The organism is Pectobacterium wasabiae CFBP 3304 (assembly GCF_001742185.1).
Classification (GTDB): domain Bacteria; phylum Pseudomonadota; class Gammaproteobacteria; order Enterobacterales; family Enterobacteriaceae; genus Pectobacterium; species Pectobacterium wasabiae.
Map to the genome: position 1 here is coordinate 4,036,436 of NZ_CP015750.1, position 25,953 is coordinate 4,062,388.

The 25,953-nt window shown below is 48.9% G+C and carries 24 protein-coding genes, 2 pseudogenes and 1 riboswitch; of the genes and pseudogenes, 6 read left to right on the forward strand and 20 right to left on the reverse strand.

Annotated features, from left to right (window positions below):
- Positions 1-11: 11 nt before the first annotated feature.
- The 6 genes and pseudogenes from A7983_RS18435 to A7983_RS18460 all read right to left on the reverse strand — a co-directional run.
- Entirely contained in the window at positions 12-1,139 is a 1,128-nt protein-coding gene (locus tag A7983_RS18435; RefSeq protein ID WP_005968858.1) for an ABC transporter ATP-binding protein, read from the reverse strand.
- A gap of 13 nt (positions 1,140-1,152) precedes the next feature.
- The gene (locus A7983_RS18440) at positions 1,153-2,058 is read right to left on the reverse strand and encodes a carbohydrate ABC transporter permease (protein ID WP_005968856.1); all 906 of its coding nucleotides are present in this window, start codon (positions 2,056-2,058) and stop codon (positions 1,153-1,155) included.
- Positions 2,051-2,941 (reverse strand): carbohydrate ABC transporter permease, encoded by an 891-nt coding sequence (locus A7983_RS18445; RefSeq protein WP_005968854.1) that lies wholly within the window; start codon positions 2,939-2,941, stop codon positions 2,051-2,053. The genes A7983_RS18440 and A7983_RS18445 overlap by 8 nt, the downstream gene beginning before the upstream one ends.
- 45 nt (positions 2,942-2,986) lie before the next feature.
- On the reverse strand, positions 2,987-4,618 hold the full coding sequence (gene pelW, locus A7983_RS18450; protein WP_005968852.1) for a pectate disaccharide-lyase PelW: 1,632 nt from the start codon (positions 4,616-4,618) through the stop codon (positions 2,987-2,989).
- A 272-nt stretch (positions 4,619-4,890) separates the two neighbouring features.
- Positions 4,891-5,652, reverse strand: coding sequence for a 2-dehydro-3-deoxy-D-gluconate 5-dehydrogenase KduD (kduD, locus tag A7983_RS18455; protein ID WP_005968850.1), 762 nt, complete (start codon positions 5,650-5,652; stop codon positions 4,891-4,893).
- An 81-nt stretch (positions 5,653-5,733) separates the two neighbouring features.
- Positions 5,734-5,943: pseudogene (locus A7983_RS18460) on the reverse strand (5-dehydro-4-deoxy-D-glucuronate isomerase); the annotation flags it as partial.
- 308 nt (positions 5,944-6,251) lie between these two features.
- Between A7983_RS18460 and A7983_RS18465 the strand changes: the two are divergent.
- Positions 6,252-6,584, forward strand: coding sequence for a cupin domain-containing protein (locus A7983_RS18465; protein ID WP_005968848.1), 333 nt, complete (start codon positions 6,252-6,254; stop codon positions 6,582-6,584).
- 87 nt (positions 6,585-6,671) lie between these two features.
- On the opposite strand, the gene hxpB is transcribed toward A7983_RS18465, so the two are convergent.
- Positions 6,672-7,337 (reverse strand): hexitol phosphatase HxpB, encoded by a 666-nt coding sequence (gene hxpB, locus A7983_RS18470; RefSeq protein ID WP_005968846.1) that lies wholly within the window; start codon positions 7,335-7,337, stop codon positions 6,672-6,674.
- A 287-nt stretch (positions 7,338-7,624) separates the two neighbouring features.
- On the opposite strand from hxpB, the gene A7983_RS18475 reads away from it, so the two are divergent.
- A complete protein-coding gene (locus A7983_RS18475) occupies positions 7,625-8,173 on the forward strand; it encodes a YniB family protein (protein ID WP_005968844.1) in 549 nt (182 codons plus the stop codon).
- A 70-nt stretch (positions 8,174-8,243) separates the two neighbouring features.
- Here the strand turns inward: A7983_RS18475 and A7983_RS18480 are convergent, their stop codons facing one another.
- The 5 genes from A7983_RS18480 to A7983_RS18500 form a co-directional block, all read right to left on the reverse strand.
- Positions 8,244-9,104, reverse strand: coding sequence for a fructosamine kinase family protein (locus tag A7983_RS18480; RefSeq protein WP_005968841.1), 861 nt, complete (start codon positions 9,102-9,104; stop codon positions 8,244-8,246).
- A 443-nt stretch (positions 9,105-9,547) separates the two neighbouring features.
- Positions 9,548-10,405 carry a metal ABC transporter permease gene (locus A7983_RS18485; protein ID WP_005968839.1) on the reverse strand — a complete coding sequence of 286 codons (858 nt, stop codon included), beginning with the start codon at positions 10,403-10,405 and terminating at the stop codon, positions 9,548-9,550.
- Complete coding sequence (locus A7983_RS18490; protein WP_005968837.1) at positions 10,402-11,265, reverse strand: metal ABC transporter permease; 864 nt, start codon at positions 11,263-11,265, stop codon at positions 10,402-10,404. Before A7983_RS18490 ends, A7983_RS18485 begins: the two co-directional genes overlap by 4 nt.
- Positions 11,265-12,155, reverse strand: coding sequence for a manganese/iron ABC transporter ATP-binding protein (locus tag A7983_RS18495; RefSeq protein ID WP_005968835.1), 891 nt, complete (start codon positions 12,153-12,155; stop codon positions 11,265-11,267). The genes A7983_RS18490 and A7983_RS18495 overlap by 1 nt, the downstream gene beginning before the upstream one ends.
- Complete coding sequence (locus A7983_RS18500; protein ID WP_005968833.1) at positions 12,152-13,066, reverse strand: metal ABC transporter substrate-binding protein; 915 nt, start codon at positions 13,064-13,066, stop codon at positions 12,152-12,154. The genes A7983_RS18495 and A7983_RS18500 overlap by 4 nt, the downstream gene beginning before the upstream one ends.
- Before the next feature lie 946 nt (positions 13,067-14,012).
- On the opposite strand from A7983_RS18500, the gene A7983_RS23995 reads away from it, so the two are divergent.
- The 3 genes from A7983_RS23995 to rlmA all read left to right on the forward strand — a co-directional run bounded on the left by A7983_RS23995 (position 14,013) and on the right by rlmA (position 15,339).
- Complete coding sequence (locus A7983_RS23995) at positions 14,013-14,129, forward strand: DUF2627 domain-containing protein (protein ID WP_086002455.1); 117 nt, start codon at positions 14,013-14,015, stop codon at positions 14,127-14,129.
- Positions 14,130-14,170: 41 nt separating this feature from the next.
- Positions 14,171-14,380, forward strand: a complete 210-nt coding sequence (gene cspE / locus A7983_RS18505; RefSeq protein WP_005968829.1) for a transcription antiterminator/RNA stability regulator CspE — start codon at positions 14,171-14,173, stop codon at positions 14,378-14,380.
- Between the two features lie 128 nt (positions 14,381-14,508).
- The gene (gene rlmA, locus A7983_RS18510) at positions 14,509-15,339 is read left to right on the forward strand and encodes a 23S rRNA (guanine(745)-N(1))-methyltransferase (RefSeq protein ID WP_005968826.1); all 831 of its coding nucleotides are present in this window, start codon (positions 14,509-14,511) and stop codon (positions 15,337-15,339) included.
- A 204-nt stretch (positions 15,340-15,543) separates the two neighbouring features.
- Here the strand turns inward: rlmA and mntP are convergent, their stop codons facing one another.
- From mntP to manX, 5 genes and pseudogenes are all read right to left on the reverse strand, one after another.
- On the reverse strand, positions 15,544-16,116 hold the full coding sequence (gene mntP / locus A7983_RS18515; RefSeq protein ID WP_005968824.1) for a manganese efflux pump MntP: 573 nt from the start codon (positions 16,114-16,116) through the stop codon (positions 15,544-15,546).
- 8 nt (positions 16,117-16,124) lie between these two features.
- Positions 16,125-16,342, reverse strand: a riboswitch (yybP-ykoY riboswitch).
- A gap of 197 nt (positions 16,343-16,539) precedes the next feature.
- The gene (locus A7983_RS18520) at positions 16,540-16,998 is read right to left on the reverse strand and encodes a DUF986 family protein (RefSeq protein ID WP_005968822.1); all 459 of its coding nucleotides are present in this window, start codon (positions 16,996-16,998) and stop codon (positions 16,540-16,542) included.
- A gap of 73 nt (positions 16,999-17,071) precedes the next feature.
- Positions 17,072-17,914 carry a PTS mannose transporter subunit IID gene (locus A7983_RS18525; RefSeq protein WP_005968820.1) on the reverse strand — a complete coding sequence of 281 codons (843 nt, stop codon included), beginning with the start codon at positions 17,912-17,914 and terminating at the stop codon, positions 17,072-17,074.
- 14 nt (positions 17,915-17,928) lie between these two features.
- Complete coding sequence (locus A7983_RS18530) at positions 17,929-18,726, reverse strand: PTS mannose/fructose/sorbose transporter subunit IIC (protein WP_005968818.1); 798 nt, start codon at positions 18,724-18,726, stop codon at positions 17,929-17,931.
- Positions 18,727-18,902: 176 nt separating this feature from the next.
- Positions 18,903-19,864 (reverse strand): annotated as a pseudogene (gene manX / locus A7983_RS18535) (PTS mannose transporter subunit IIAB).
- Positions 19,865-20,432: 568 nt separating this feature from the next.
- On the opposite strand from manX, the gene A7983_RS18540 reads away from it, so the two are divergent.
- Positions 20,433-21,989 (forward strand): TerC family protein, encoded by a 1,557-nt coding sequence (locus A7983_RS18540; protein ID WP_005968814.1) that lies wholly within the window; start codon positions 20,433-20,435, stop codon positions 21,987-21,989.
- 128 nt (positions 21,990-22,117) lie between these two features.
- Here A7983_RS18540 and sdaA read toward each other — a convergent pair whose 3' ends face one another.
- From sdaA to pabB, 3 genes are all read right to left on the reverse strand, one after another.
- Complete coding sequence (sdaA, locus tag A7983_RS18545; RefSeq protein WP_005968813.1) at positions 22,118-23,482, reverse strand: L-serine ammonia-lyase; 1,365 nt, start codon at positions 23,480-23,482, stop codon at positions 22,118-22,120.
- A gap of 338 nt (positions 23,483-23,820) precedes the next feature.
- On the reverse strand, positions 23,821-24,414 hold the full coding sequence (locus A7983_RS18550; protein WP_005968812.1) for a CoA pyrophosphatase: 594 nt from the start codon (positions 24,412-24,414) through the stop codon (positions 23,821-23,823).
- The gene (gene pabB, locus A7983_RS18555) at positions 24,415-25,845 is read right to left on the reverse strand and encodes an aminodeoxychorismate synthase component 1 (protein ID WP_005968811.1); all 1,431 of its coding nucleotides are present in this window, start codon (positions 25,843-25,845) and stop codon (positions 24,415-24,417) included.
- Positions 25,846-25,953: the final 108 nt, after the last annotated feature.

Below are 25,953 nucleotides of genomic sequence, written 5' to 3' on the forward strand. Positions count from 1 at the left end.
TACTACTCCTGTTAAAGAGAGATATTTTTTTCTGTTTTTGCATCAAAAATATGGCATTTTTCCATGTCGAACTGGAAATATACCGGACGATGCAGTCCCTTCTCGATAATCAGCCGACCTTCGTCGTAAGGAATGCGGCTGGTTAATTCAAAGCCATCGACTTTAATGTACATAAAGAATTCGTGACCCATGTTTTCTACGCGAACCAGTTCACCCTGTGAATGGCTGCCTTCAAATGGCGTATCTGACACGGAAACATAGTCTGGGCGAACACCGAAGAATACGTCCTGTCCTACGTAGCTGCGCACTTTATCTTGTTTTTCAGCATTTAACACCAGCGCGTTATTACCCACAACAACGCCAATCTGACCGTCTTTCTCGACCAGTTTGCACGGCTTAATGTTCATTTCTGGTGAGCCAATGAAGCCAGCAACGAACATGTTGACAGGGAAATGATACAGGTTATCTGGCGTATCGACCTGCATGATGTGACCGAGTTTCATCACGCAGATACGGTCACCCATGGTCATGGCTTCGGTCTGGTCGTGGGTAACATATACCGTCGTTGCCGCTTTACCGCTTTTCTTCAACTGCTTATGCAGGTCAGAAATACGGATACGCATGGAAGCGCGCAGTTTGGCATCCAGGTTAGATAACGGTTCGTCAAACAGGAACACATCCGGCTTTTTAACGATGGCGCGTCCTACGGCCACACGCTGTGCCTGACCACCAGACAGTTGGCGCGGCAGACGATCCATTAGGTCTTCCAGTTCCAGAATTTTGGACGCTTCAGCGACCTGCGCTTCAATTTGCTCTTTAGGCATTTTGCTCAGTTTCAGACCAAACGCCAGGTTCTCTTTTACCGTCATGTGAGGGTAGAGGGCGTAGTTCTGGAACACCATGGCAATCCCGCGATCTTTCGGCGCCAGATTGTTAACAACGCGTTCACCGATGCGTACTTCACCGCCGCTGATGGTTTCCAGACCCGCCAGCATACGCAGCGTAGTGGATTTCGCACAGCCAGACGGGCCGACGATAACCATGAATTCACCGTCTTTAATCGTCAGGTCGATGCCGTGAACAGCTTTGAAACCGTTGGAGTATACTTTGTCCAGTTTATTGAAAATAACTTCAGCCATGATAAATCCTCTATTAACCTTTAATTCCGCTGCTGGTCACGCCTTGTACGAAGTAGCGCTGTGCCAGGAAGAAAACAATAATGGATGGCAGAATGGAGATGCTGGACATGGCCAGGATTTCATTCCACGGAGCGCCTTCAGTAACGTCGATAGACATTTTCAGCGCCAGCGCAATCGGATATTTATCCACGCTATAGACATAAATCAGCGGACCGATGAAGTCGTTCATTGACCACATGAACTGGAACAGCGCAACAGAGATGATGGCTGGTTTCAAAATCGGTACGACCACATACCACAGAACCTGGAAGGAGTTACAGCCATCGATCTGAGCGGCTTCTTCCATATCACGCGGTACACCACGCAGGAACTGGATCAGCATGAACACAAAGAACCCTTGTGTTGCAAACGCCAGCGGTAAGTACAGTGGCAGATAGCTGTTCAGCATGCCCATTTCGCGGAACATGAGGTACTGCGGAATCAACAGTACGGTGCTTGGCAATAGCATGGTGGTGATCAGTGTCGCGAACCAGAAGCCCTTCCACGGAATGTCAAAGCGAGCGAAGCCATAAGCCACAATCACCGAGGAAATAACGGTCAGAGCCACTTTCGGAATCACGTACTGGAAAGTGTTAATCATGTAGTGACCGAAATTGTATTCCGTACCGGTTTTCCAACCGTTAACGAAACCGTCCCATGTGGCGTGTTCTGGCCACAGGCCCAGCGTCGTGAAGATCTCATGGTTCGGTTTGAACGAGGCTGAGAACATCCACGCCAGTGGGTAAAGCATCAGTAAACCAACGAACAGCAGTATCACGTAACGGATAACGGCACTGAGTTTTTCTTTACGCAGCGTGCGGCGTACTTCTGCAGCAGCAATTTCTTGTGCTGTAGTCAGGTTTGAATGCATGTCAGCCATTTTTTCCTCCTTTATCAGCGGAGTAGAACACCCAGTATTTCGACGACTTAAAGGAGATCGACGCAAATACTGCAACAACCAGGAACAGAACCCATGCTAACGCAGCACCATAGCCCATATCGAAATACTTGAATGCCGTATCATAGATATAGAGCGAGAACAGGTAAGTGTAGTGCGTTGGACCGCCGCCGGTAATGACGTAAGGTGCCGTGAACTCCTGGAATGCCTGAGTGGTCTGCATGATAAAGTTAAAGAAAATAACGGGTGTAATTAGCGGTACTGTTACTTTCAGGAACATTTGCCATTTGGATGCACCGTCAATCATGGCGGCTTCATACTGTGATTGCGGAACGTTCTGCAATGCAGCCAAGAAGATAACCATCGCGGAACCGAACTGCCATACGCGCAGCAGGGTTACCGACATCAGTGCCAGTGAAGGTTCGCCCAGCCAGTTGATGGCGTCAAAGCCAAACACGCCGAGGAAGCTGTTTAACAAACCATCGATGGCGAATAGTGCACGCCACAAAACGGCGATTGCCACGCTGCTGCCCAGAATAGAAGGCACATAGTAAGCAGTACGGAAGAAACCGATACCACGTAATTTGAAATTAAGCACAAACGCAATCAACAGCGCGAAGATTAATTTCAGTGGAATGGTCAGAAATACATAGGCAAAGGTGACGCCCATTGATTTCCAAAAGAGATCATCCTCCAGGAACATGCGGTGATAGTTTTCTAGCCCCGTAAATTCAGGCGGATTTATCAAATCATACTCAGTAAAACTGAGGATAAATGACGAAACAAAGGGGAAAGCGGTAAAAACTATCAGCCCTATAATATAGGGGGAGATATAGGCTAACCCCAGCATTCTGTTTTCATTCATAATGCTTACCTATTTGTAATTGTGAATCATTAAAAAAATATAAAATTAAGCCGTTAATAACTCTGGATAAATTAACTCCACGTCATAAACAATTCTATTTTCCCCGTTAACGCAAAAATCACCGTGAACATATCCACCTTGCGTCAAGAACGGTGGAATAGCGTTTAATTTGTTGCGACAAGCGGCAACGAAAGTCAGTAGAGCCAGCGGATAAGTATCATCCAGACGAACATAACGATGCTGTGCAGAGCGAACAAACAAGCCATGATGGAAGTGTTGTTCAAACAGAACGCTCGCCAGTTGTGCGGCGTAATGTGCCCAGGATTCTGATTGCTTGTGATCGGCCAGTTCAATAACGGTCAACAGAAGCATTGGGCTGGCGATGTCCTGAATATTTTCTTTGTTCAACCGCGTCAGCATTGTGTTAACCAGTGCATACAGATCCTCATCGGCGCTCAGGCGATAAGCACGAACCAGCGGTAATAAATAATCGCCTTCTAATGCAAACGGTTTTAATTCTGTTCCCGCTTTGCCGTAATACCCATCGCGTTGAAAACGGTAGCCTGTCATGTCTTGACCGTTATTCCACATCGGCCGCAGCGTATTGCTGGTGACATCGTAGGCATACTGATAATAATTTTTTAACCCAGAAATCACCCAATCCAGCATTTCAGCATCAGGCTGAGTGCGGAGGATATCCAGCATGGCCAGTGGGTTATCAATCAGTAGTGGGCGCATATCGCGGAACAGCACATTGGCTTCACGCGCAATTTCGCCGAACTCTGGGCCAAACTGGCGTTGAGCACGATCGCCAAACCAGGACTGCGTCTGGTTATCATCTTCCGGTACAGGTTGGCGCTGCTGTGGTGAGCTGAACTGATACACCGGCATGCCAGTTTCTGGGTTGCGAGCCAGAACATATTGGCGATAAAGGTGCTTACCCCAGGCCGCTGCATGGCTATCACCCGTGTATTCTGCATATTTGAATGCGGCGTAAATCAGATCCGTGCCAGCATTAACAAACGTCAATCCTTTCGTTAATGGCAGAGTAGGCCACTGTGCTGGATCGACGACATCATGACGGTTATGCAGGAACACATTGGGATCGCGTTTTTTGCTGTAATCGCCATGGCGACCTAAGTCCAATGACTCCCAGTTTTCAACGTGCGCGTTCCAGAAACCCTGAAAGAAATTCAGCGTCTTTTCCGCATTAACGCGATGTAACAGCGAATAATAAGGCAGGTGATGCTTTAATTCATGCACCTGCGCTTTGGACTCTGGGCCTTCGCCTTCTAATGTATCCAGATTAATAAAGCGGTGTCCGCCCCAGTAGAACAGGCCGCTATTATTATCAACAAAGTGTTCCAGAAAATATTCGCTTTGTGCGATAGCGTATTGTTGATAACTATCATCATCGGTAACGGCGCTCATGGCGCACAGTGTTCTTAGCCAATTTTGCTGGCTGGCAAAATTAGAAATAGGTGCGCTATGCCCATCAGGGAATTGCCATACTACAGGCGCATAATTTTCTACATCAAAGCCATCTGCCAGTAATGGCGTAGGCTGGCTCTGACTGCGACCTTTATCCTGTACGCAAGCGATGTGGCTATCAAGCGCTGCAACCCATTCGTCGAGCTGCGATTTCCTGCTGGTGTATAAGTTTTCAAAAATACTCATGGAGTACCTTCTTATGGAACCGTGGAACAGTTCCTTATAAATAGAAACACTGTTTTGATTGATTATATTGCGCTATTAACCTTGTCGTCATGCACGCAATCTCGAAAGTGTGATCAAAGTCGGAACGTTGTTTTGATTTTTTTTAAGAAAGGATTTTGGCAGGAGAAAGAATGATGAGGAACGAAATAACAAATTGAAAAATAAATAAAAAGCACAACCGGAATTGTGCTTTTTATCGCAGATTGGCGAAATGCCGCTAAGAAAAATTACGCTTAGCGAGCCAACCAGCCGCCGTCAACGGCAATGGTGTAGCCATTGATGTAGTCAGATGCGCTGGATGCCAGGAAGACGGATGGGCCCATCAGATCCTGTGGTAAACCCCAGCGGCCAGCGGGGATACGATCCAGAATTTCTTTGCTACGGTCTTCATCAGCGCGCAGTTGCTGGGTATTGTTGGTTGCCATGTACCCTGGAGCAATCGCGTTGACGTTGATGCCGTGTTTTGCCCACTCGTTAGCCAACAGACGGGTCACACCCATAACGGCGCTTTTTGATGCGGTGTAAGAAGGCACGCGGATACCGCCCTGGAAGGACAGCATAGAAGCGATGTTGATGATCTTGCCGCCTTTACCTTGTTTGATGAACTGGCGCGCAACGGTCTGAGACATAAAGAAAACGCTCTTAATGTTCAGATTCATGACGTCGTCCCAGTTTTTCTCACTGAACTCGATAGCATCTTCGCGACGAATGATGCCGGCGTTGTTGACCAGAATGTCAACGTGGCCAAATTCAGCAACGGCTTTTTCTACCAGTTCGGCATGACCAGATACATTGCTCATGTCAGCGGTCAGACTGAGGAAACGGCGTCCCAGTGCGGTGACTTTTTCGATGGTGTCTTTTGGCTCAACGATGTTGACGCCGACGATATCACAGCCGGCTTGCGCCAGACCGATAGCCATACCCTGACCCAAACCGGTATCACAACCGGTGATAAGAGCAACTTTACCTTGTAAATCAAAAGAATTTAAAATCATAGCTGTAATCTCTCTGTAAGCGACAATACTTAGTCGTTAGCTGTTACTGTAGGGAACACCGGTAATTCCGGTTGAAAGCGATTAACGTAACTCGCTAACCTTGACGTGATCCATGTCACCGAAAACTTGATTCTCGCCAACCATGCCCCAGATAAAGGTGTAGCGTCTGGTGCCAACACCGGAATACATTAACCAGATCGGTGAAATCACCGCCTGCTCGTTTTTTATTACGCTATGACGGGCTTCCTGCTGCTTACCCATCATGTGGAAAACGGCCGTTTCATTACTCACTGTTCCTGGCGAAAGCGCCGGGCGAAACAGATGATGTCGCGTGGCAGTGACAACGTCACCTATTCCTCAACGTGCCCGGTTCTTTCTTGTTATGCGGGATGATAGTTTGGATGGGATGCGAATTCAATAAAAATGAAATAATGTTTTATTTATTTCTTGAGGGCCGTCATGGTTTTGCTTATTTTATGTTTCTTCTGGTACTGATGTGGCTAAAATGTCGTAATCCATAATCATACACTCGTTGTCGTGCACAGTTTGTTGACGCAATAGAAGGTATGGGCAATAAAAGCGTTAGAGGAGAGATGATAATGAGAAGATACTTTATTGATGATGAAACGCCATGGGAAGAACTGGGCGGTGGCATTAAACGTAAAATCATGACGTGGAGCGATGAGCTGATGATGGTTTACGTGCACTTTGATAAAGGTGCGATTGGTACGCCGCACTTCCATGAGATTCACGATCAGATTGCTTATGTTGCCGCTGGTAGTTTCGAAGTGGAGATCGAAGGTGATAAACGTATCCTGAAAGCAGGCGACGCCTATCTGGCGGTGAAACCCGAGATGCATGGCGTGGTTGCGCTGGAAGATGGCAGCGTTCTGATCGATGCTTTCTCGCCTAAGCGAGCTGATTTCCTGTAATGCCTCAAAGCGTGGTCGACATATCGTCGGCCACGCTTTCGCAATACCCTGCGGTGTCTGTTTTTTTCTCCTTCCGCTTCTTTATTCTTATACCAAATGCTCAGCAGTCAGTTGATTCAGTGAGTCCAACTTATAGTCGGCCAGCGCCCAGCGTGCGTCAGCACGAAATTCAGTCTGTGGAATAACGATGGAACGCATACGCGCCGCTTTGGTTGCAATCATGCCATTTACCGAATCTTCCAGCGTAACGCACTGTGCAGGAGAAACACCGAGTCCGTTTGCGGCATTTAAATACACTTCGGGATGAGGTTTGCTATACGGCAATGTTTCGGCTGACATCAGGACATCAAAGTAGCGATCCAGCTTAAACATGCGCAGCACCTGCTGCTGCATGTGGAGTGGTGAAGCGGAAGCCAGTCCAATTTTAAGGTTCTGCTCACGACACAGTTGCAGAGCATATTCTACGCCGGGTAGGAGAGGACGTTGCTTGGCAACGAGTTCGATGGCGCGATCGATAATGCGGTGGACGACCTCGTCTCGTGCTGGTGCCACCCAGGGCGAACGTTGATACCAGAGTTCGACCACCATATCGATGCGTAAACCCAGTGTATCTTGCATGGATTCCCGCAGTGAAATATCAACGCCTAGCGAAGCGATCACTTCCAGCTCGGCCTTATCCCACAGGGGTTCGGAATCAATCAGCAGCCCATCCATATCAAAAATTGCCGCTCGTATAGAGGAATCAAAGGACATACCACGGGCTCCGTCAGCAAAGGAAAAGAATGTTTAGTGGTAAACTATACCTTAAATAAGTCAGGGGGCAGGATAAAACGCTAGCATTTTGAGCAATACGTGGTCCATGCAAGGGCTAAGTCATAGCCAGCACACAGGCAGCTCGAAGCAGGATGGTGGCAAGTGGTTATTGTGGCTTATCAGGCGGTGCGGGAGATAAAGTGTTGACTGCACGTAAACTTACAGTAGGCTACCCGTCGTACTAAAACGATATATTATCGATGTTGCGTCGCTAAGAAGGGGTTCTCATGACGTATCAACAGGCTGGCCGTATTGCCGTGGTTAAACGCCTTGCTGGATGGATACTTTTTATCCCCGCGCTGCTTTCAACCTTCGTCTCGCTGGCTAACTATCTTTACGCCTACACCCAGAAAAAACAGGGCATTGATGCTGTTCTTCTGGATTTTCTGCATCTGATGGTCGACATGGTGCGCTTTAATACGCCTTTCCTGAACGTTTTTTGGTACAACTCACCCGTACCGGATTTTACGCGTTTTTTCAGTGCGGCGACGCTGATGTTTTGGCTGATCTACATCCTGATTTTTATTGGCCTCGCGTTGCAGGTTTCGGGTGCCCGGATGTCTCGTCAGGCGAAAGTAATTAAGGAAGGTATTGAAGATCAAGTCATTCTGGAAAAGATGAAAGGTGAGGGCGGGAGCACGCGTGAGACGCTGGAATCGCGTGTCATTGTCCCGGCACATACGATCTTTGTGCAATTCTTTCCGCTGTATATTCTGCCGGTAATTATCGCGGGTATTGGCTACCTGGTGTTGCACTTATTAGGGCTACCAGTCTGAGTGACGGTCTGGCGCAGAGGTTGCGCCAGACGCTGAAACATCTTTCTTACCTGAAATAAAACGCCTCGCATTAGACCAAAAACTGCTGCTCGATCAGTTGGTGCGCCTCAACAATATGCTTGCCACCGAAAAGATTGGCGCGGTTAAGCAGATAGTAAATCTGATAAATAGGTTGGCGATCGATAAAGCCTTTATCCAGCGGCCATACACTCTGATAGCCATCATAAATCTGTGCGGGTAGGGCCGGATAGCGAGGCAGCATGGCTAAATCGCATTCTCTGTCCCCCCAATAGCAGGCCGGGTCGAACAAATAACTGCCATCCTGACTATTTGCACAATTATCTGGCCACAGGTCACCGTGTAAGAGTGACGGTTGCGGCTGATGCCCGGCGAGACGTTCCTCAACGCGCGCGATCAGCGTTTCAATATGGCCAAAGTGCATCCCTTTTTCCGCCGCTAGCTGTAGCTGCCACCCAATACGCTGTTCGGCAAAAAAGGTCGCCCAACGCCGCTGCCAGCTATTGGGTTGTGGCGTTGTCGAGAGGTCGTTATCAAAATCCAACCCAAATTGTGGCTGATCGCTCCACTGGTGTAGGCGTGCGAGTTGTTCGCCCAGACACCACGCGCTGTGGGCATCCAACGGTTTGACGGGCAAGTATTGGAGAAGCAGGAAACTGTGATCGCGTGAACTGCCGACACCATAGACCTTAGGTACTCGTACTGTATTACTGCGGCTCAGTAAGTGAAGCTGATCGGCTTCAGCAGTGAACTTGGCTAGCATTTCACGGCGATCGCATTTTACGAAGATGTCATGCTCGCCGTAGCGGATGTACCAGGCCGGATGTATTTCACCGCCGGACAATTCGCGGTGTTCCTGAATGTCCGCAGTACCGTGATGCTCTTCCAAAAGTCGGCTGATAGCTTGCCACATAAGGTCATCCTCCCGTTGATGTTGCCGATACCCTGCTGTTCACTGGGGTGATTCGTTTACGGTAACCCATTGAGCATAATAAAAATGGAATCTATACCTCAAATAATTCGAGTTGCATGAAGGCGGCAAGCGAGAGTCAAATTCGTCGGGAACGAATTTGACCAGCCAACGGCTGGCCTTCGGTGAGAGACAGGATGTCTCTCATTTCATCCCGATGAGCTTACTCAGGTAAGTGATTCGGGTGAGTGAACGCAGCCAACGCATATGCAGCTTGAAATATTACAGGTATACAGCACAGTGATAACCGATAGGTAGAGATAGCGAGAAACAAGTATAGTCGCAATTAAAAATAACGGCGTTAGGATGCCGCTCAATCCGTTAGATCATGACGTAACCGGCAATGATGTTCCGGTTACGTCATGCTGAGGCAAAGAGGCGAGGTACTACAGCGCGTCGCTGACAATCTGAGATGCCGCTTGACGACGCAGTTTGAGCTGGTGGTAAGCTAGGGCTAACGTGAAGAACAGCGCCTGAACAATGACGATACAAGGGCCCGTCGCACCATCGATGTAAAAACTGATTAGGGTGCCAGCAATACAAGAAATGACGGAAACCAGCGTGGCGACAAGCACCATATAGTCGAAGCGTTTGCAGACCATAAAAGCAATGATCCCCGGTGCAATCAGCATCGCAATCACCAAGATAACGCCGACGGCCTGTAATGATGCCACGATGGTCATTGCCAGTAGACTCAGTAATCCGTAATGCAGTAGCTTAACGGGCAGACCAATGACACGGGCATGATTGGGATCGAAGCAGTACAACATGAAATCTCGCCGTTTTAACAAAATGACGGCCAATGTCACTCCCGCAATCACTAATATTTGCGTCAGTTCTTGCGGAGTGATACCTAGCACATTACCAAATAGAATATGGTTCAGGTGCTGATCGGTATCGATGCGTGCAAACATGACGAGTCCCAGCGCAAACATGCCGGAAAAGATGATCCCCATTACCGTATCTTCTTTGACCCGGCTGTGCTCTTTCACATATCCCGTCGCTATCGCACAAAAAATACCGGAAACAAAAGCGCCAATGACCAGCGGAATTCCCAGTAGAAACGCGACAACGATACCGGGCAATACGGCATGAGAAATGGCATCGCCCATTAGCGACCAGCCTTTCAGCACCAGATAGCAGGACAGTACCGCGCAAACCGTACCCGTGACGACGGCGGCGAGTAATGCTCGCTGCATGAATGGATAAGACAGGGGATCGGTTAGCCAGCTAATTAGCATCATAAAGCATCTCCTGATTGATCGCGCAATCGCAGCCGGCGTGATGCCAGTAATCCATGTTTGGGAGCGAAGACAAACGCCAACAGGAAAACAACGGTTTGTAACGTGACAATCACGCCGCCAGTCGCACCATCGAGGAAAAAGCTCAGATAGGCTCCTACCGCACTGGTTAGCGCGCCGAGCGCAATAGAAATCACAACCAGGCGACCAAACCGGTCGGTAAGCAGGTAAGCTGTGGCTCCCGGTGTAATCACCATCGCGATCACCAAAATCGCGCCGACGGTTTGCAATGCCGCGACAGTACAGGCGCTAAGTAGCGTAAAGAAGAGAATTTTCAGTTTCAGCGGAGAAAGGCCAATCGAACGGGCATGGTTCTCATCAAAGAACACAGCCAGCAGATCCTTCCACAGCAGACAGAGGATCACGAACGTCACGCCGATGATGATCTCAACTTGCAGGATATCTTCGTCGGCGATACCCAAAATATTGCCGAAAATGATGGACTGCACATTAACCGATGTCGGGTTGAGCGAAATAATCAGCAGACCGACGGCAAAAAACGTTGAGAAAATAAAACCGATAATCGCATCTTCGCGCAATCGGGTAATGTGACGGATAAGGGTCATCGCCAGCGCAGCGAGCATACCAGTAAAAAATGCGCCGGCAGCGTAGGGCAGGCCCAATGCATAGGCCCCCGCAACGCCGGGAACAACGGAGTGTGAGAGCGCATCACCCATCAGCGACCAGCCTTTCAGCATCAGGTACGCTGAAAGAAAAGCGCATACGCCACCGACAATCGCGCTGACCCAGATCGCCTTGACCATGTAGTTATAGTTGAATGGCTGCAGCAGGATATCGATCATCAGGGCTTCTTCTCCTCCGGTATTGTGCGTGACGCAGGAGGGTCGCTTTTAGTCGAACCATAGAACACCGCAGGACGCTCATCGTCGGTTAATACCGTCACCGAGCGAACGTCGTCGTCGTCGTGAAGATGCGCCCCCCCGAGGTTGATGTGCCGCAGGACGCCCCCGAACGTTTTCTCCAAATTACTTTGGGTAAAGGTGCTGTGTGTCGGCCCTGCGGCTAACACGGTGCGATTGACCAAAATAACATTGTCACAAAACTCGGGGACGCTACCGAGGTTATGGGTTGCTACCAGAATCAAATGCCCTTCGTCGCGCAAGGTACGAAGTAGCTCGATGATGGCATTCTCCGTTTTGACGTCGACTCCCGTAAAAGGCTCATCCAACAGCAGAACGCTGCCTTGTTGCGCCAGCGCCCGGGCCAGAAAAACGCGTTTTTTCTGGCCGCCGGACAGTTCCCCGATTTGGCGATGCTGCAGCGTCGACAGCCCGACGCGCTCCAATGATTCGGCCACAATCGCACGGTCTTGTTTACTGGGGATGCGCAGGAAATTCATCCGCCCGTAGCGCCCCATCATGACCACGTCGGCAACCAGAACGGGAAAATTCCAGTCCACATCCTCTGTTTGTGGAACATAGGCAACCAGATTCTGTTTCAACGCCTGGTAGATGGGTTGCTGATTGAGCAGTACCTGCCCTGAGGTTGGCTTGACTAACCCCATGATACTTTTGAATAACGTGGATTTTCCGCTACCATTTACGCCGACCAAAGCGCAAATCGTACCGCCAGTCAGAGAAAAAGAGGCGTGGCGAATCGCTTGATGTCCGTTGCTGTAAGTAACCGAAACATCATTGACTTCTAGTGACTGCTCTGTTCGATCACGACTCATTGATTAAATCCTTTCGCGATGGTTTCCACCGTCACTTGTAACAGGTCGATATAGGTTGGTACGGGGCCTTTTTCCGTAGACAGCGAATCAACATACAGCACGCCACCATATTTCGCCCCCGTTTCTTTGCTGACCTGTTTTGCGGGCTTATCGGAAATGGTGCTTTCACTAAACACCACAGGGATCGCCTTTTCACGCACGGTATCAATAACCCGACGTACCTGCTGCGGCGAACCTTGTTCATCGGCATTGATTGGCCAGAGATAGACTTCATTGAATTGATAATCCTTCGCCAGATAGCTAAATGCGCCTTCACTGGTGACCAACCAACGCTGCTGCTCTGGAATGCGGGATAGGCGTTCACGCAGTGGTGCATCAAGCGCCTTAATTTTTTCCGCATAGGCCTTGGCGTTACGGTTATAGGTTTCTGCATTGGCAGGATCGGCTTGAACCAAACCTTTGCGAATGTTTTCAATATAGATTAACGCATTGGAAGGGGACATCCAGGCATGCGGATTCGGATTGCCATTATAGGCACCCTCGCGAATAGGGAGGGGCGTAATGCCTTCCGTCACCACGACGGCGGGCACATTTTTGACATTTTCGAAAAAGCGCGTAAACCAGCGCTCAAGGTTCATACCGTTCCACAGCACCAGTTGTGCAGATTGTGTTTTAACGATATCGCGCGGTGTTGGTTGATAATCATGAATCTCTGCACCCGGTTTGGTTATGGACTCAACCGTTGCAGCATCGCCAGCTATGTTTTGGGCGATATCCTGAATAATGGTAAAGGTGGTGATAACTTTTAGTTTTTCAGTTGCCTGAACGGATGTGCTGGCTAAAAGCAGCAAGGCGCACGAGAGCGCAATACGGCGGAACAAGGCAGATAAAAGGGTGTGAAAACCAATCATGCGGATATCCTTACAAACCGTGAAATATCATTTGAGAATAATTATCAATATCATTTAAGTCAATAGGCAGAAAAACGCAGGGGGTCGTTATTGGAGGGTGTTTAATGACACAAGCAATCACTGTTCGCAGGCTTGCTGTACGCACTTGCATGGCTAAGGAACGCATCATGCTCCTTTCGTAACAAAAATATTGCTTTAATGTAATGAATCGTACTTAAGGTTACAACGAAAGTCTAACGGTAACGAAGGTGAACTGTCGTGCGATTTCTACATCGCTATACGCATGGTGAAATTTACACCAAAAAAAAGGAAAAATCGGAGGTAACCTTAAAAAAATTCTGGTGATTGCCGATAAACCATAAAGTATGTGAGAGATGTCTCTATTTTATACAAAAGGATTGTAAGTGATATGAGCACAAAATCAGAACGACGCTGGAAGCTGGCAAGTGTAGTTTTATTGACTTTCTTGGTGGCATTATTAGCCCTGCTGGTTAAAACCAGTTAATTTCCCGCGTAACGAAAGGTTAGATTATAAATAATTTCTATTATGTAATGTATTAATGCAAGAGATAGAGATAGCATAAAAGTGATAATCGTTTTTAAATATTGATATAAGCGTGGTCGTTGTCGACACGCTTCCATTAATGCTCAATATCTCGTGATAGTAGAACGCTAATTATAGCTTTTTGTTATGATTGCAAGTGTAGCGGTGTCAGAAATGCGACATTTGTCGCGTATTTGTTTGCATAATAAAATCTGAAATGCACTTATTGTGTAATGTCAGAAACGGCTTGTGAATATAGGCGTCAGCGTGCGCTATCGTGTATTAATGAATCAGTGATGATGTGAATTTGTGCGGCGTGTCCATGACTGATAAAAAAGGCCTTGCCATCGTTTGCATAGTGTGTAATAACGCTTCTGGGTAAAACGAGGTACAGTTCTGTATATGAATGGCATTTTCAGTAAAGAAGACTTAGGTACAACCTTTAGCGTTGCATGCTGCTTCTCTGCCGATCCTTATCTTAGTGCCTCAAGCAGTAACGACTTTGGTTTGTCTGTATAACGCCTTTTGGGCGGTTTAAACAATTAAAGGAAATATTTGAAATGGCAAAGATTAAAGGTCAGGTTAAGTGGTTCAACGAGTCTAAAGGCTTTGGTTTCATCACTCCTGCTGACGGCAGCAAAGATGTATTCGTACACTTCTCTGCAATTCAAGGCAACGGCTTCAAAACTCTGGCTGAAGGCCAGAACGTAGAATTCGAAATTCAGGATGGCCAGAAAGGTCCTTCTGCAGTAAACGTCACTGCGCTGTAATTTTACAGTTCTGTTGCAAAACCCGCCATGGTGCGGGTTTTTTGTTGTCTGCGTTTTATCTGCACCCGTGATGCTTGTATCTACACCCGTAATGCAGTGAAGGCGTGCTTAATGAGGAAAATGTGCCGATGAGTTATCAGTGTCCGCTATGCCAGTTACCTCTGGAGCGACACCCGCGGCAATGGACGTGTGGTAAACATAGCTTTGATTGTGCGAAAGAAGGGTACGTCAACCTGTTGCCGGTACAGTTTAAGCGCTCAAAGCAGCCCGGCGATAGTGCTGAAATGATGCAGGCTCGGCGCAACTTTCTTGAAGCTGGCCATTATCAACCGCTACGCGACGCTGTGGCGCAGCATATTGATAATATCGTGGCGGATGACGCAACCGCACTGCTGGATATCGGCTGTGGTGAAGGATACTACACCGCAGAATTTGCGCATCGCCTTACATTGCGCAGGTCGATGACGATATATGGACTGGATGTTTCCAAAGCTGCGATTCAACGTGCTGCAAAACGGTATGACCGCGTTGAGTTTTGTGTCGCATCCAGCCAGAGGCTGCCGTTTCCTGACCAATCTCTTGATGCTGTGGTAAAAATCTATGCGCCATGTAATGACGCAGAATTACTTCGCACGGTTAAGGTTGGCGGTTGGGTCGTGACGGTGTCCCCGGGGCCACGCCACCTGTTTCAATTGAAGGCAGAAGTCTACGATGAGGTGCTATTACACCCGAGTAAAGACGAGGTGCTTGCCGGCTTTCAGCTTATGGATCAGCAGGTGCTCGCGTATCCCATGCAGTTATCTGGTAACGAAGCGGCGGCTCTATTGCAAATGACCCCCTTTGCCTGGCGGGCAACGCCAGAGGTCAGCGAGCGATTGTGGGGGACTGCTGCATTTAGTTGTGAAACGGATTTTATTATTCGCTTGCATCAGCGTGTTGATATTGATGCGATAGATTGATCGAGAAGAATGAAAACGGGCAGCGTGAGAATCGAGCTGCCCGTTGATATAGATGTGTTTTATACCCTAAATAATTCGAGTTGCGTGACAAAACGCTAGCGTTTTGAACAACGCCAATGCGTCGGCCCTTTAGGGCGAGGCCCTCGATGGGCCGAGTATTTAAGGGCAGCCAACGCACAAGCAACGTGAAGTATGACGGGCATATCAGGCGGCGTAGCCGAGATGTTCATACAGGATATTACAGCCGATGCCAATAAGTACCAGCCCACCCATAATCTCCGCTTTTTTACCGAAAATCGGGCCGATATAGCGGCCAATCATCATCCCAAGCGTGACCATAATCATGGTGGCACAGCCAATAACCATCGCAGTATGGAGAATATTGACTTGGAGGAAAGCCAAACCAACACCAATCGCCATGGCGTCCAGGCTGGTGGCAATCGCGGTGCAGATTAACAGTGCCAGACTATGATTTTTGACTTTTTCGCAGCGGCAGTCTGAAGAGCCCTTGAATCCTTCAATGACCATGCGGCCACCGAGAATCAATAACAGCGTAAAGGCAACCCAATGATCCCATTCGAGAATATATTGGCTGGCAAAAAAACCAAGTGCCCAACCGATGAGTGGGGTAATTGCTTCGATAACGCCAAAAATGAGACCTGTCCAGATCGCATCGCGGAAGCGGGGATTATGCAGGACGGCACCTTTACCGATTGACGCGGCGAAGGCATCCATTGACATACCAAATGCTAGGATAAGTGTTGCTGACATATTCATTGTAAAATAGCCTCGGCTGGACGATTAACCATATACACGCAGATCATCCCCAACCCGAACGACGATGCTACGTGTCTATGGTCTCGCCTGCCAATCATGCTTGGCCGCCCGCACCACGTTTTATACCCCGATAATACGGAGATAGAACGAGTATGTTGATACGAGCATTTTTGAAAAGTGACTATAGTGACTAATCAAAAATTGGCTACTCCCCAATGACGGCGCAACCTTACCATATTATTTATGGTGCAAACAACACTAAAAGTTTTAAGTGTTAACAATGCAATTGATAATTATTTTCATTTGGATGTTAACGACAAAATATTGCGTAAAATAACACCAATATTATTGAGGTTAAAATACCATCGAAATGGAGGGTGTATATCTCAGGCTATTTTAAATAATTTGAATGGAAAACCGAATTCATTGGTTATCAATCATAAATTTATATATTTTTTCTAAATCGTCGAGCTGAGTAACCTGTATCAATAAACGACGTTTCTCAAGATCGATAACTAATACGCCATCCTCAGATAAATTCATATTCTTAATTCTGGTATAAGGAATGAATAAATTTGCATAAAAGAAACCGGTTGATTTAAAAATCAGTTTGGGGCGACGAATATAAGCCAGATAGCACGCCATGAAGGCCAGAGAAATCAAAAGATAAGTTGTGATAATGGCACCATTACTCATCACATTTTGATAAATAAGAATACCCACTAAGCCGATGAAAATCAGGGTGTCGAGTCGATTAATCCGCTTCAGGGGAATGAGCAGTCGTGTTTTCCCTTTGAGTTTATCCATGATGAATTCGTCATAGAGGGCATAAACCAGTGCTAAAGCAATCAACCCCACCAGCGTGATGTCTGTCATCGTCATCGGTATTATCCTTATCCGTTACATCTCAGAGAATAAAGCATAGCCAGGCACATTTGTGCCTGGCTAGTAGACATTACACGCCGAGCAGGCCGATCCAATATCCGAAGATACCAATGGCGAAGAAGCCCATAATCAACCACAGCGCGTTCACCTTGCGCCGTAATAGCCACATACAGCCGAACGTCAGCAGTAGGGGAACGAGCCCCGGCATGAGCTGGTCAAGGATGGATTGAACCGTGGTTACGGTGGTTTCTCCATTCTGATTCGTCACCGTCGACACCACCATCGGAATGTTGACGTGAGTCCATTTATTGACCAATGCCCCCATGACGAATAAACCGAGGATAGACGCTGCTTCGGTCATTTTTTGCAGGAAACCACCGCCCATATCACTGACGATATCGATCCCTTTACGGTAGCCGTAGGCGACGCCATAGTAACGCACTAACAGGCGAACCAGATTAAACAAGACGAAGAAGAGGACGGGTCCCAATAAGCTGCCGCTCATGGCAATCCCCGCGCCTAGCGCTGCGAATACTGGGCGCGCGGTGCCCCAGAATATCGGATCGCCAACGCCCGCCAATGGCCCCATCAACCCGACTTTCAGGCCGTTTATCGCCGCGTCGTCAATCGGTGCGCCGTTTGCGCGTTGCTCTTCCATCGCCATCGTTACGCCGAGTACCGGCGCAGCAACAAAAGGCTGCGTATTGAAGAACTCAAGATGGCGTTTAATCGCTTGTTTACGCTCTTCCGAATGTTCAGGATAAAGACGGCGGATCACTGGCACCATGGAAAAACAGAAGCCGAGTGCCTGCATACGTTCAAAGTTCCAGGAGCCTTGAAACAGGTTGGAACGGATAAACACCGCGCGGATGTCGCTGTCAGTGAGTTTTTTGACATTCGTATTTTCGACCATTTTTCTCACTCCTGTTAATCCAGTTCATTATCAAGACCGTTATTGCCTGATGTAACAGACTGGCCTTGAACCTTGTTATATTTCGGGCTGAGCTGGATATATAGCACCGCCATCACAATACCGATTACGCCCAGCGCCACCAGGTTGAACTCTGTGAACGCAGCGGTAACGAAGCCAAGATAGAAGAACGGCATCAGGTAGCCCGCGCGCATCATGTTGATCACCATCGCGTAACCGACGACAACAATCATCCCACCCGCGATATTCAGACCGTTGGTGACAACGTCCGGGATGGAATTCAACAACTCGTGAACGGCGTCAGTGCCGACAGAGACTGCGACAATAACCGCAGGGATTGCGATACGCATGGCTTGAAGCAGCAGGGCGGAGACGTGAATCCAACTGATGGCCGTCAGGTTGCCTCGTTCTGCCGCGCTGTCTGCCGCATGCTGGAATGCCACCGTGATGGTACGAACAATAATGGTTAAGACCTGGCCAGCAGCGGCAAGCGGAATCGCCAGAGCAATCCCGGCACCGATTCCCTGACCACCGGCAATAACCAGAATAGTTGATATAATGGAAGCCAGCGCCGCATCAGGTGCTACTGCCGCCCCGATATTCATCCAGCCTAATGCGATCATTTCCAGCGTACCGCCAATAATGATCCCGGTTTTTAAATCACCTAATACTGCACCAATTAGCGTACAAGCGACGAGTGGACGGTGGAACTGGAATTCATCGAGAATTGAACCCATCCCCGAAACACATGCGACGAGAAATATCAGCACAATTTGAAGTGTGGTAATCTCCATCGTACTTCTCCTATAAAATGTGTCTGAGTAAAATAAATCGCCATCCCCATTGATTTTCTATGTCGATATAAGGTTTTTCAATATTGACATAAAGGCATATCTTGAAAATCGTCAGGTCTATAAAGCTATTATTGATGGTGATGTTAGCGTTAATAACCTTCACATCGTGGCGGGTATCAACGCGGCATTTTGTTAATCAAGTCCATCATTTTAATTCGGGAGTCGGTTGATACTTTCCGAACTTCCAGTTCAATCCCGCGTTTATCTAATTCACGGAATGCTACAATATCCTTTTCATCGATAGAGACAGCATTATTTACCTGCGTTTTCCCCTGTTTGAATGCCATCCCGCCAATATTGACCGAGGGAATTTTTACGCCATTTTCGATCAGCGTTAATACATCCGTCGGATTGGTGAACAGCAACATTACGCGATCGGCGGCATATTTCGGGTTGTCATAAACACGAACGGCTTTTGCCACATCCACGACGTGTGCGGTAACGCCCGGTGGCGCAACTTGAGTCAGCAACGTTTTACGCACGTGATCGGCAGCGACTTCATCGCTGACAACAATAATGCGCGAAACATTGGTTTCTTTCGTCCAGCGGGTGGCGACTTGACCATGAATCAGACGGTCATCAATACGTGCCAACCCGATCTTCATATGTTCACCGGGTCCTATCGGTGTGGGTACGGCGTTGGTTTTGGGGGAGGAGAAGGGGGAGCTGCTTTGGGTTTTTCCTGGTGCTTCAGCGCTTTTACGCCATCCCTGCCAGCTTCCAGAGCGATAGCAACCAAATTGGAGAAGGACGGATTATCATCCCGAGCCATAAAGGTTTCCGCCAGCATGGGAATATTTACGCCAGCGATAACATCATGGTTTTCTTTGTCGGTGACGAGGCGACTGGCGGCATTGAACGGGCTGCCGCCCCAGGTATCAACGAGAAACAGCACGCCCTGCGATGTGTCTAACTGCGTGAGTTTTTCCTGATATTTTTCTATCAAAGTTTCGGCGTTTTCTCCGGGGACGAAATCGATCCAAGCGACATTACTTTGTTCGCCAAGAATCATTTCTGCTGTCTTTAACAGCGGTCCCGCAGTGGCGCCGTGAGTGCATAACATAATGGCAATACTCACTTGCTACCTCCTCACGTTCACGATCAAAAGAGTCAATGTGTCAGGAAACAGGGTTAGCGTTCCGGTAGTGAAAGCGTTAACCGTCGCGGTATTAGTATGGCTGCAAGAAAAACTTTACCGTGGATTCATGACATTTCACCGTGTTCCTCCAGGCTGTCAGGCGAGAAATCGTGACTGACAGATTTATTTTAGTTATCGAAAAAATAAATAGTGTGATGATGCTCTAATGCTGACTAGTTAAGCAGGGGGCTAAAAGGGGACGGAATGCGAAAATTTGAGCGGGTTATCAATGCGAAGCCAGTCTAAGAAATTCTTTGTGAAAAATGGTAACAACCTGTTAGAGTAAACGTCCCTTAAATTGCTTAGGAGCACCGGGCATCAGCCCTTCCCATGGACTGTCACCGACAAAACGTTCTCTGTTTCCCCGCTAATGCTGGCGGTTTTCTGTACTCAGTTGGTCACTCAGACCACATTCAGAATCTCTCTGATTCACACCAACTCTTTTTATTACCATTCAATGCGGCCCATGCATTGATGTCATCTGCTCGTTCATTTTCTGGAGTCTGACATGGAATTTTTGCTAGATCCTTCAATCTGGGCAGGCCTATTGACGCTGGTGGTACTGGAAATTGTTCTGGGTATCGACAATTTGGTGTTTATCGCCATTTTGGCGGATAAATTACCCCCCAAGCAGCGAGATAAAGCCCGCATTATTGGTTTAAGCCTGGCGTTGTTCATGCGTCTGGGTCTGTTGTCTTTGATTTCCTGGATGGTCACACTGACCCGTCCATTGTTTAGCGTTGGTGACTTCAGCTTCTCGGGTCGTGACCTGATTTTGCTGTTCGGTGGTGTATTCCTGCTGTTTAAAGCCACTATGGAGTTGCATGAACGGCTAGAGAATAAGACGCACGAAGGCAATGGCAATCGCGCTCATGCTAATTTCTGGGCCGTCGTTGCGCAGATCGTCGTGTTGGATGCCGTGTTCTCGCTGGATGCCGTGATTACCGCAGTAGGGATGGTGAATCACCTTGGCGTCATGATGACGGCGGTGATTATAGCGATGGGCGTTATGCTGGTAGCGTCTAAGCCGCTGACCAACTTCGTCAATGCGCACCCCACGGTGGTGGTTCTGTGTCTCAGCTTCTTGTTGATGATTGGTCTGAGCCTGATGGCGGAAGGTTTTGGTTTCCACATTCCGAAAGGTTACCTGTATGCCGCGATTGGTTTCTCTATCTTGATCGAACTGTTTAACCAAATTGCCCGTCATAACTTTATGAAGCATCAGTCGCATCGCCCTTTGCGTGAACGTACCGCAGAGGCCATTCTGCGCCTGATGGGTTCACGGAAAAATACCGACGATGTGGAGGCGGGTGAACCACAGAAAAAACTCACGAAAGAGGAATTCGCTGAAGAAGAGCGCAATATGATCAGCGGCGTGTTGACGTTAGCCTCACGTTCGCTGCGTAGCGTAATGACACCACGCACCGAAATTTCCTGGGTGGATAGCGCCAGTTCGGTCGAACAGATCCGTATGCAATTGTTGGATACGCCTCACAGCCTGTTCCCAATATGTCGCGGTTCTCTGGATGAAATTATCGGCGTCGTCCGTGCCAAAGATCTGCTGGTGGCGCTGGAAACACAAACCGATGTGGAAAATTTTGCCGCCGCTAATCCGCCGATTGTCGTACCGGAGACGCTGGATGTGATTAACTTACTACCGGTTCTGCGTCGCGCGAAAGGTAGTCTGGTCATCATTGCCAACGAATTTGGCGTGGTGCAAGGATTGGTTACACCGCTGGACGTGCTGGAAGCCATCGCAGGTGAGTTCCCGGATGAAGACGAAACGCTGGATATTATCCCAGACGGCGAAGGCTGGTTAGTGAAAGGCGGAACGGATCTGCACGCGTTACAACAAGTGGTGGATAGCAGCGATTTGGTTGATCCGAAGGAAGAGTATGCGTCACTGGCCGGGATGCTGCTGGCGCACAGTGATGAATTCCCGAAAGTCGGCGAGATCATCGAGTTGTACCACTTGCGTTTCCATATCATCGACGTTTCCGAATATCGTATTGAACTGGTGCGTGTAGAACGTATCGTCGATCGGGAAGGCGCTGAAGAAGTGTAATGAGCACCTCGTCAGTCGATTGCAAAATGAAGCCCCGCCAAATTGGTGGGGCTTTTTGTGATGAGAGTAAAAGCAAATATGTGGTGAAAGCGAGTTAATCACACCGTACTTTTAATCACACCGTACTTTTAATCACACTGTACTTTGATCGCCAGCCCACCTCGGGAGGTTTCGCGGTATTTGGCGTTCATGTCTTTCCCCGTTTCGTACATGGTTTCAATTACCTTATCCAACGAGACGCGTGGTTCGCTGGTGCGGCGGGTGGCCATGCGGGCGGCGTTAATCGCCTTAACGGAAGCAATGGCGTTACGTTCGATGCAGGGAACCTGTACCTGGCCCGCAACAGGGTCGCAGGTTAAGCCCAAATTGTGTTCCATACCGATCTCGGCAGCGATGCAAACCTGTTCCGGGCTGGCACCCATCAGTTCTGCCAGTCCAGCCGCTGCCATGGAGCAGGCCACGCCCACTTCACCCTGACAGCCCACTTCGGCACCGGAGATGGAGGCGTTCATTTTGTACAGAATGCCGACCGCGCCAGCCGCGAGGAAATAACGAATATAAATGGTCGGGCTAACCGGCTCGATGAAGTGGTCGTAATAGGCAAGGACTGCGGGGACAATGCCGCATGCGCCGTTTGTTGGTGCAGTCACCACACGGCCACCTGCGGCGTTTTCTTCGTTCACCGCCAGCGCGAACATATTAACCCAGTCCACCACGTTCATCGGGTCGTTGGACAACTTATCGGAAGACACCAGCATACGACGCAACGGGGATGCACGGCGTGGTACGCGCAGTGGTCCAGGCAACACGCCTTCGGTGTTCATGCCGCGATCGATACAAGCACGCATCGTTTGCCAGATATCGGCAAAGTACGCCTCAATCTCCTGCTGACTGTGCAACGCGAGTTCGTTACGCATCACCATTCCGGAAAGTGATAGGCCACTCTGTTTGCAGTGAGCCAACATCTCTTTGGCAGAATGGAAGGTATAGGGAACGGATACGTCGGTGGTGACGTCTTTGCCAAAATGCTCTGCATCAACGATGAAGCCTCCACCAATGGAGTAGTAAGTTTTGCTATAAATTTCTTTATTGCTGGCAAACGCGGTAATCGTCATGCCGTTTTCGTGCAGCGGCAGATTTTCACTGCGGAAAACCATACCGCCTTCACGGGGGAAATCCACCTCATGCTGCCCATTAGCCAGCAGCAGGCGTTCGCGTTGTTCAACATCGCGGATAAAGCCAGGGATGGCATCAATATCGACGGTATCCGGCATGTTGCCCGCCAGGCCCATGATGATGGCGATATCCGTATGGTGGCCTTTACCCGTCAGCGATAGCGAGCCATAAACATCGACGGCAACACGCGTGATCGCGGTTAGTAAATTCTGGTTGATCAATTCATCGACAAATTGCTTGCCGGCTTTCATCGGTCCAACCGTATGAGAGCTAGAGGGGCCAATACCGATCTTAAACATGTCGAAAACACTTATCACACCAAATTCCTCAGAGACTCAGAGCCGTACCCGCTATTTTCTGGTCGCCAGTTTTCGGTTCTGGCGATACATGACCTGAATTGTAGTGGAGATATGCCCAAATATTAGAATAAAACTCGTTAAATCGCGCTATTGTAGTGTGGAATATGTTGTGTGGCTTTCTTTTTCGCATGAAATAAACTTATGCCACTGCATAATTTAACTTATCTCAAACACGATCTAAGCCATTGTAAATAATAGAGGTGGCTGTTTTTTGTTCGTAAAATCCATTTTTAAAGTAGGGATAATTAGTGAGGGAAAAGAAGTGTTGCGCTAAAAGCCGCGGGGCGGCCTTGAACTTAGGGCCTGTCGGAAATCTGTAAAGCAAGCTGATGGATGATAGCGGCGGTCAGTCCCCAGACAAACTGCTGCTGATACCAGGAGAGATAAATCCGGTGCCGTTGCTGCTTGCGCTCAATATCCAGCGGGTAGTAGCGTGTCAGCGCGAAAGCGTCATCCAGCGGAATTTCGAACAGCTCAGCGACTTCATCTTCATTGGGGTGGAAGCGGGTCTGTGCGGCGATCAGTCCGACGACCGGTGTGACCTGAAAGCCGCTGACGCTATCCAGCGGCGGTAGGATGCCCAACACCTGTACATTTTTCGGCGGAATAGCCACTTCTTCCTGTGCTTCACGTAGTGCCGTTTCGATGATTGAACGATCCGTTTTGTCTGCCGCGCCGCCGGGAAACGCCACCTGCCCGGCATGCTTACGGAGATCGGCAGAACGCCGGGTCAATAACAGCGTGGGCGTAGGGTGACAGATAATCGGTACCAGAACCGCAGCCTGCCGTTGTTGATGAACAGGTTGTAGCGGCGGTGGAAGCTGTAGCTGAAAACGCGTAATAAAGTCGTCCAGCGTGAAGGCCGTTGTCGGAAAGGCAATTTCACTCATTCACTCAGTACCTGAATTGTTGGCCTGGGAGTTATCCAGCAGTGGAAGAATACGGCCCACTTTATCAAACGTTTCCTGATATTCCGCCTGTTCCTCACTGTCGGCGACGATGCCACCACCTGCCCAACAGTAGATTCTGCCGCGTTCGGTTAATAACGTCCTGATGGTGATGTTGGTGTCCATGGTTCCGCACAGACTAATGTAGCCGACGCTGCCGCAGTAGGCATTACGACGCTGAGGTTCCAACTCTTCAATAATCTGCATGGCACGGATTTTCGGTGCGCCAGTGATCGACCCGCCGGGGAAACAGGCGCGTAGCAGCGTGGTCGCGGGACAATTTTCTGGTAGCTGCGCTTCAATCGTGCTGACCAGATGGTGCACTGCGGGGAAAGGCTCAACGGCAAACAGCTCCGGTACGCGAACGCTGCCCGGAACCGCGACGCGACCAATATCGTTACGCAGAAGATCGACAATCATCAGGTTTTCTGCGCGATCTTTCTCTGAACGGGCGAGCCGGTTCGCCTGTTGCTTATCCGCATCTGGGTCTGCGAGTCGCGGTAATGTACCTTTAATCGGACGCGTTTGAATGTGGTTATTTTCCAGCCAGAGGAAGCGTTCCGGCGACACGCTGATCACGGTATTTTCCGGCAGGCGCAGGAAAGCAGAAAAAGGCGCTTTATTGCCTGCGGACAATCGTAAAAACGCCTGCCATTCATCACCAGCGTAAGTCGCAGAGAAACGCTGTGCCAGATTGACCTGATAGCAATCGCCCGCCAGAAGATAGCCCTGTATTTTGCGGAATTTTTCGCCGTACACGGCGCGTGACATATTCGGCTGCCAGTCGCTGGTCAGGCTGAAATCGACTTTTATCGCGTTGACAGGCGGGGTCGCTAACCAGTCGAGCCGTGCCTGAAGGGAATGATGTACGATCAGCGTTAAGGTTTGTCGGTGGTGGTCGGCAACCAGCACCCAGTCATATAAACCCACAGCCATATCCGGCAGGTCGATATCCTGTTCGGCCTGTGCGGGCAACGTTTCAATCTGGCGTCCCAAATCATAGCCGAACAGACCTAATGCGCCGCCCTGAAAAGGAAAGTCAGGATGTGTTTCGACAGGTAACGACAGCGCATCAAGCTGCTGTTGCAGCAGGATAAACGGATCACCTTCTAGGGTGTTCGTTACGCCGTCACTTATTATTTCCGTTTTGCCTTCGCGCGTACACAATGTGACGCGTGGGTCAGCGACCATGATGTCAAAGCGATTGTGCGAATGATCGGCAAACCCAGAATGCAGTAATATTGCCCACGGCTGTTGGGAAAAAGGGGCAAAGCGATCGAGCAGCACATTCGGGTAATATGGCAGCGCGTGATAGACAACGGCAGAGCCTGAATCGCTGGTATTGATCTCGTGAATCGTGTTGGCGGCGGTCATGTTTTCGTGTGGTATCTATAGGTATCGTGTCGATTTTACTGGCTACAGCGTACCACAAAGCAGAAATACTGGTGTATCTCAAAGCGGGCGTGCGATGATACGCGGGAA

Excerpts from the sequence above, each read along its gene's own strand:
- cspE (WP_005968829.1), top strand. The coding sequence starts at position 14,171 with ATGGCAAAGATTAAAGGTCAGGTTAAGTGGTTCAACGAGTCTAAAGGC.
- mntP (WP_005968824.1), bottom strand. The coding sequence starts at position 16,116 with ATGAATATGTCAGCAACACTTATCCTAGCATTTGGTATGTCAATGGAT.
- A7983_RS18550 (WP_005968812.1), bottom strand. The coding sequence starts at position 24,414 with ATGAGTGAAATTGCCTTTCCGACAACGGCCTTCACGCTGGACGACTTT.
- pelW (WP_005968852.1), bottom strand. The coding sequence starts at position 4,618 with ATGAGTATTTTTGAAAACTTATACACCAGCAGGAAATCGCAGCTCGAC.
- A7983_RS18525 (WP_005968820.1), bottom strand. The coding sequence starts at position 17,914 with ATGGTCGAAAATACGAATGTCAAAAAACTCACTGACAGCGACATCCGC.
- A7983_RS18445 (WP_005968854.1), bottom strand. The coding sequence starts at position 2,941 with ATGAATGAAAACAGAATGCTGGGGTTAGCCTATATCTCCCCCTATATT.
- A7983_RS18520 (WP_005968822.1), bottom strand. The coding sequence starts at position 16,998 with ATGACGATGACAGACATCACGCTGGTGGGGTTGATTGCTTTAGCACTG.
- A7983_RS18490 (WP_005968837.1), bottom strand. The coding sequence starts at position 11,265 with ATGATCGATATCCTGCTGCAGCCATTCAACTATAACTACATGGTCAAG.
- A7983_RS18440 (WP_005968856.1), bottom strand. The coding sequence starts at position 2,058 with ATGGCTGACATGCATTCAAACCTGACTACAGCACAAGAAATTGCTGCT.
- hxpB (WP_005968846.1), bottom strand. The coding sequence starts at position 7,337 with ATGTCCTTTGATTCCTCTATACGAGCGGCAATTTTTGATATGGATGGG.
- A7983_RS18465 (WP_005968848.1), top strand. The coding sequence starts at position 6,252 with ATGAGAAGATACTTTATTGATGATGAAACGCCATGGGAAGAACTGGGC.
- A7983_RS18435 (WP_005968858.1), bottom strand. The coding sequence starts at position 1,139 with ATGGCTGAAGTTATTTTCAATAAACTGGACAAAGTATACTCCAACGGT.
- A7983_RS18540 (WP_005968814.1), top strand. The coding sequence starts at position 20,433 with ATGGAATTTTTGCTAGATCCTTCAATCTGGGCAGGCCTATTGACGCTG.
- A7983_RS18475 (WP_005968844.1), top strand. The coding sequence starts at position 7,625 with ATGACGTATCAACAGGCTGGCCGTATTGCCGTGGTTAAACGCCTTGCT.
- kduD (WP_005968850.1), bottom strand. The coding sequence starts at position 5,652 with ATGATTTTAAATTCTTTTGATTTACAAGGTAAAGTTGCTCTTATCACC.
- A7983_RS18485 (WP_005968839.1), bottom strand. The coding sequence starts at position 10,405 with ATGATGCTAATTAGCTGGCTAACCGATCCCCTGTCTTATCCATTCATG.
- rlmA (WP_005968826.1), top strand. The coding sequence starts at position 14,509 with ATGAGTTATCAGTGTCCGCTATGCCAGTTACCTCTGGAGCGACACCCG.
- pabB (WP_005968811.1), bottom strand. The coding sequence starts at position 25,845 with ATGACCGCCGCCAACACGATTCACGAGATCAATACCAGCGATTCAGGC.
- A7983_RS18480 (WP_005968841.1), bottom strand. The coding sequence starts at position 9,104 with ATGTGGCAAGCTATCAGCCGACTTTTGGAAGAGCATCACGGTACTGCG.
- A7983_RS18495 (WP_005968835.1), bottom strand. The coding sequence starts at position 12,155 with ATGAGTCGTGATCGAACAGAGCAGTCACTAGAAGTCAATGATGTTTCG.
- A7983_RS18500 (WP_005968833.1), bottom strand. The coding sequence starts at position 13,066 with ATGATTGGTTTTCACACCCTTTTATCTGCCTTGTTCCGCCGTATTGCG.
- A7983_RS23995 (WP_086002455.1), top strand. The coding sequence starts at position 14,013 with ATGAATGGCATTTTCAGTAAAGAAGACTTAGGTACAACCTTTAGCGTT.
- A7983_RS18530 (WP_005968818.1), bottom strand. The coding sequence starts at position 18,726 with ATGGAGATTACCACACTTCAAATTGTGCTGATATTTCTCGTCGCATGT.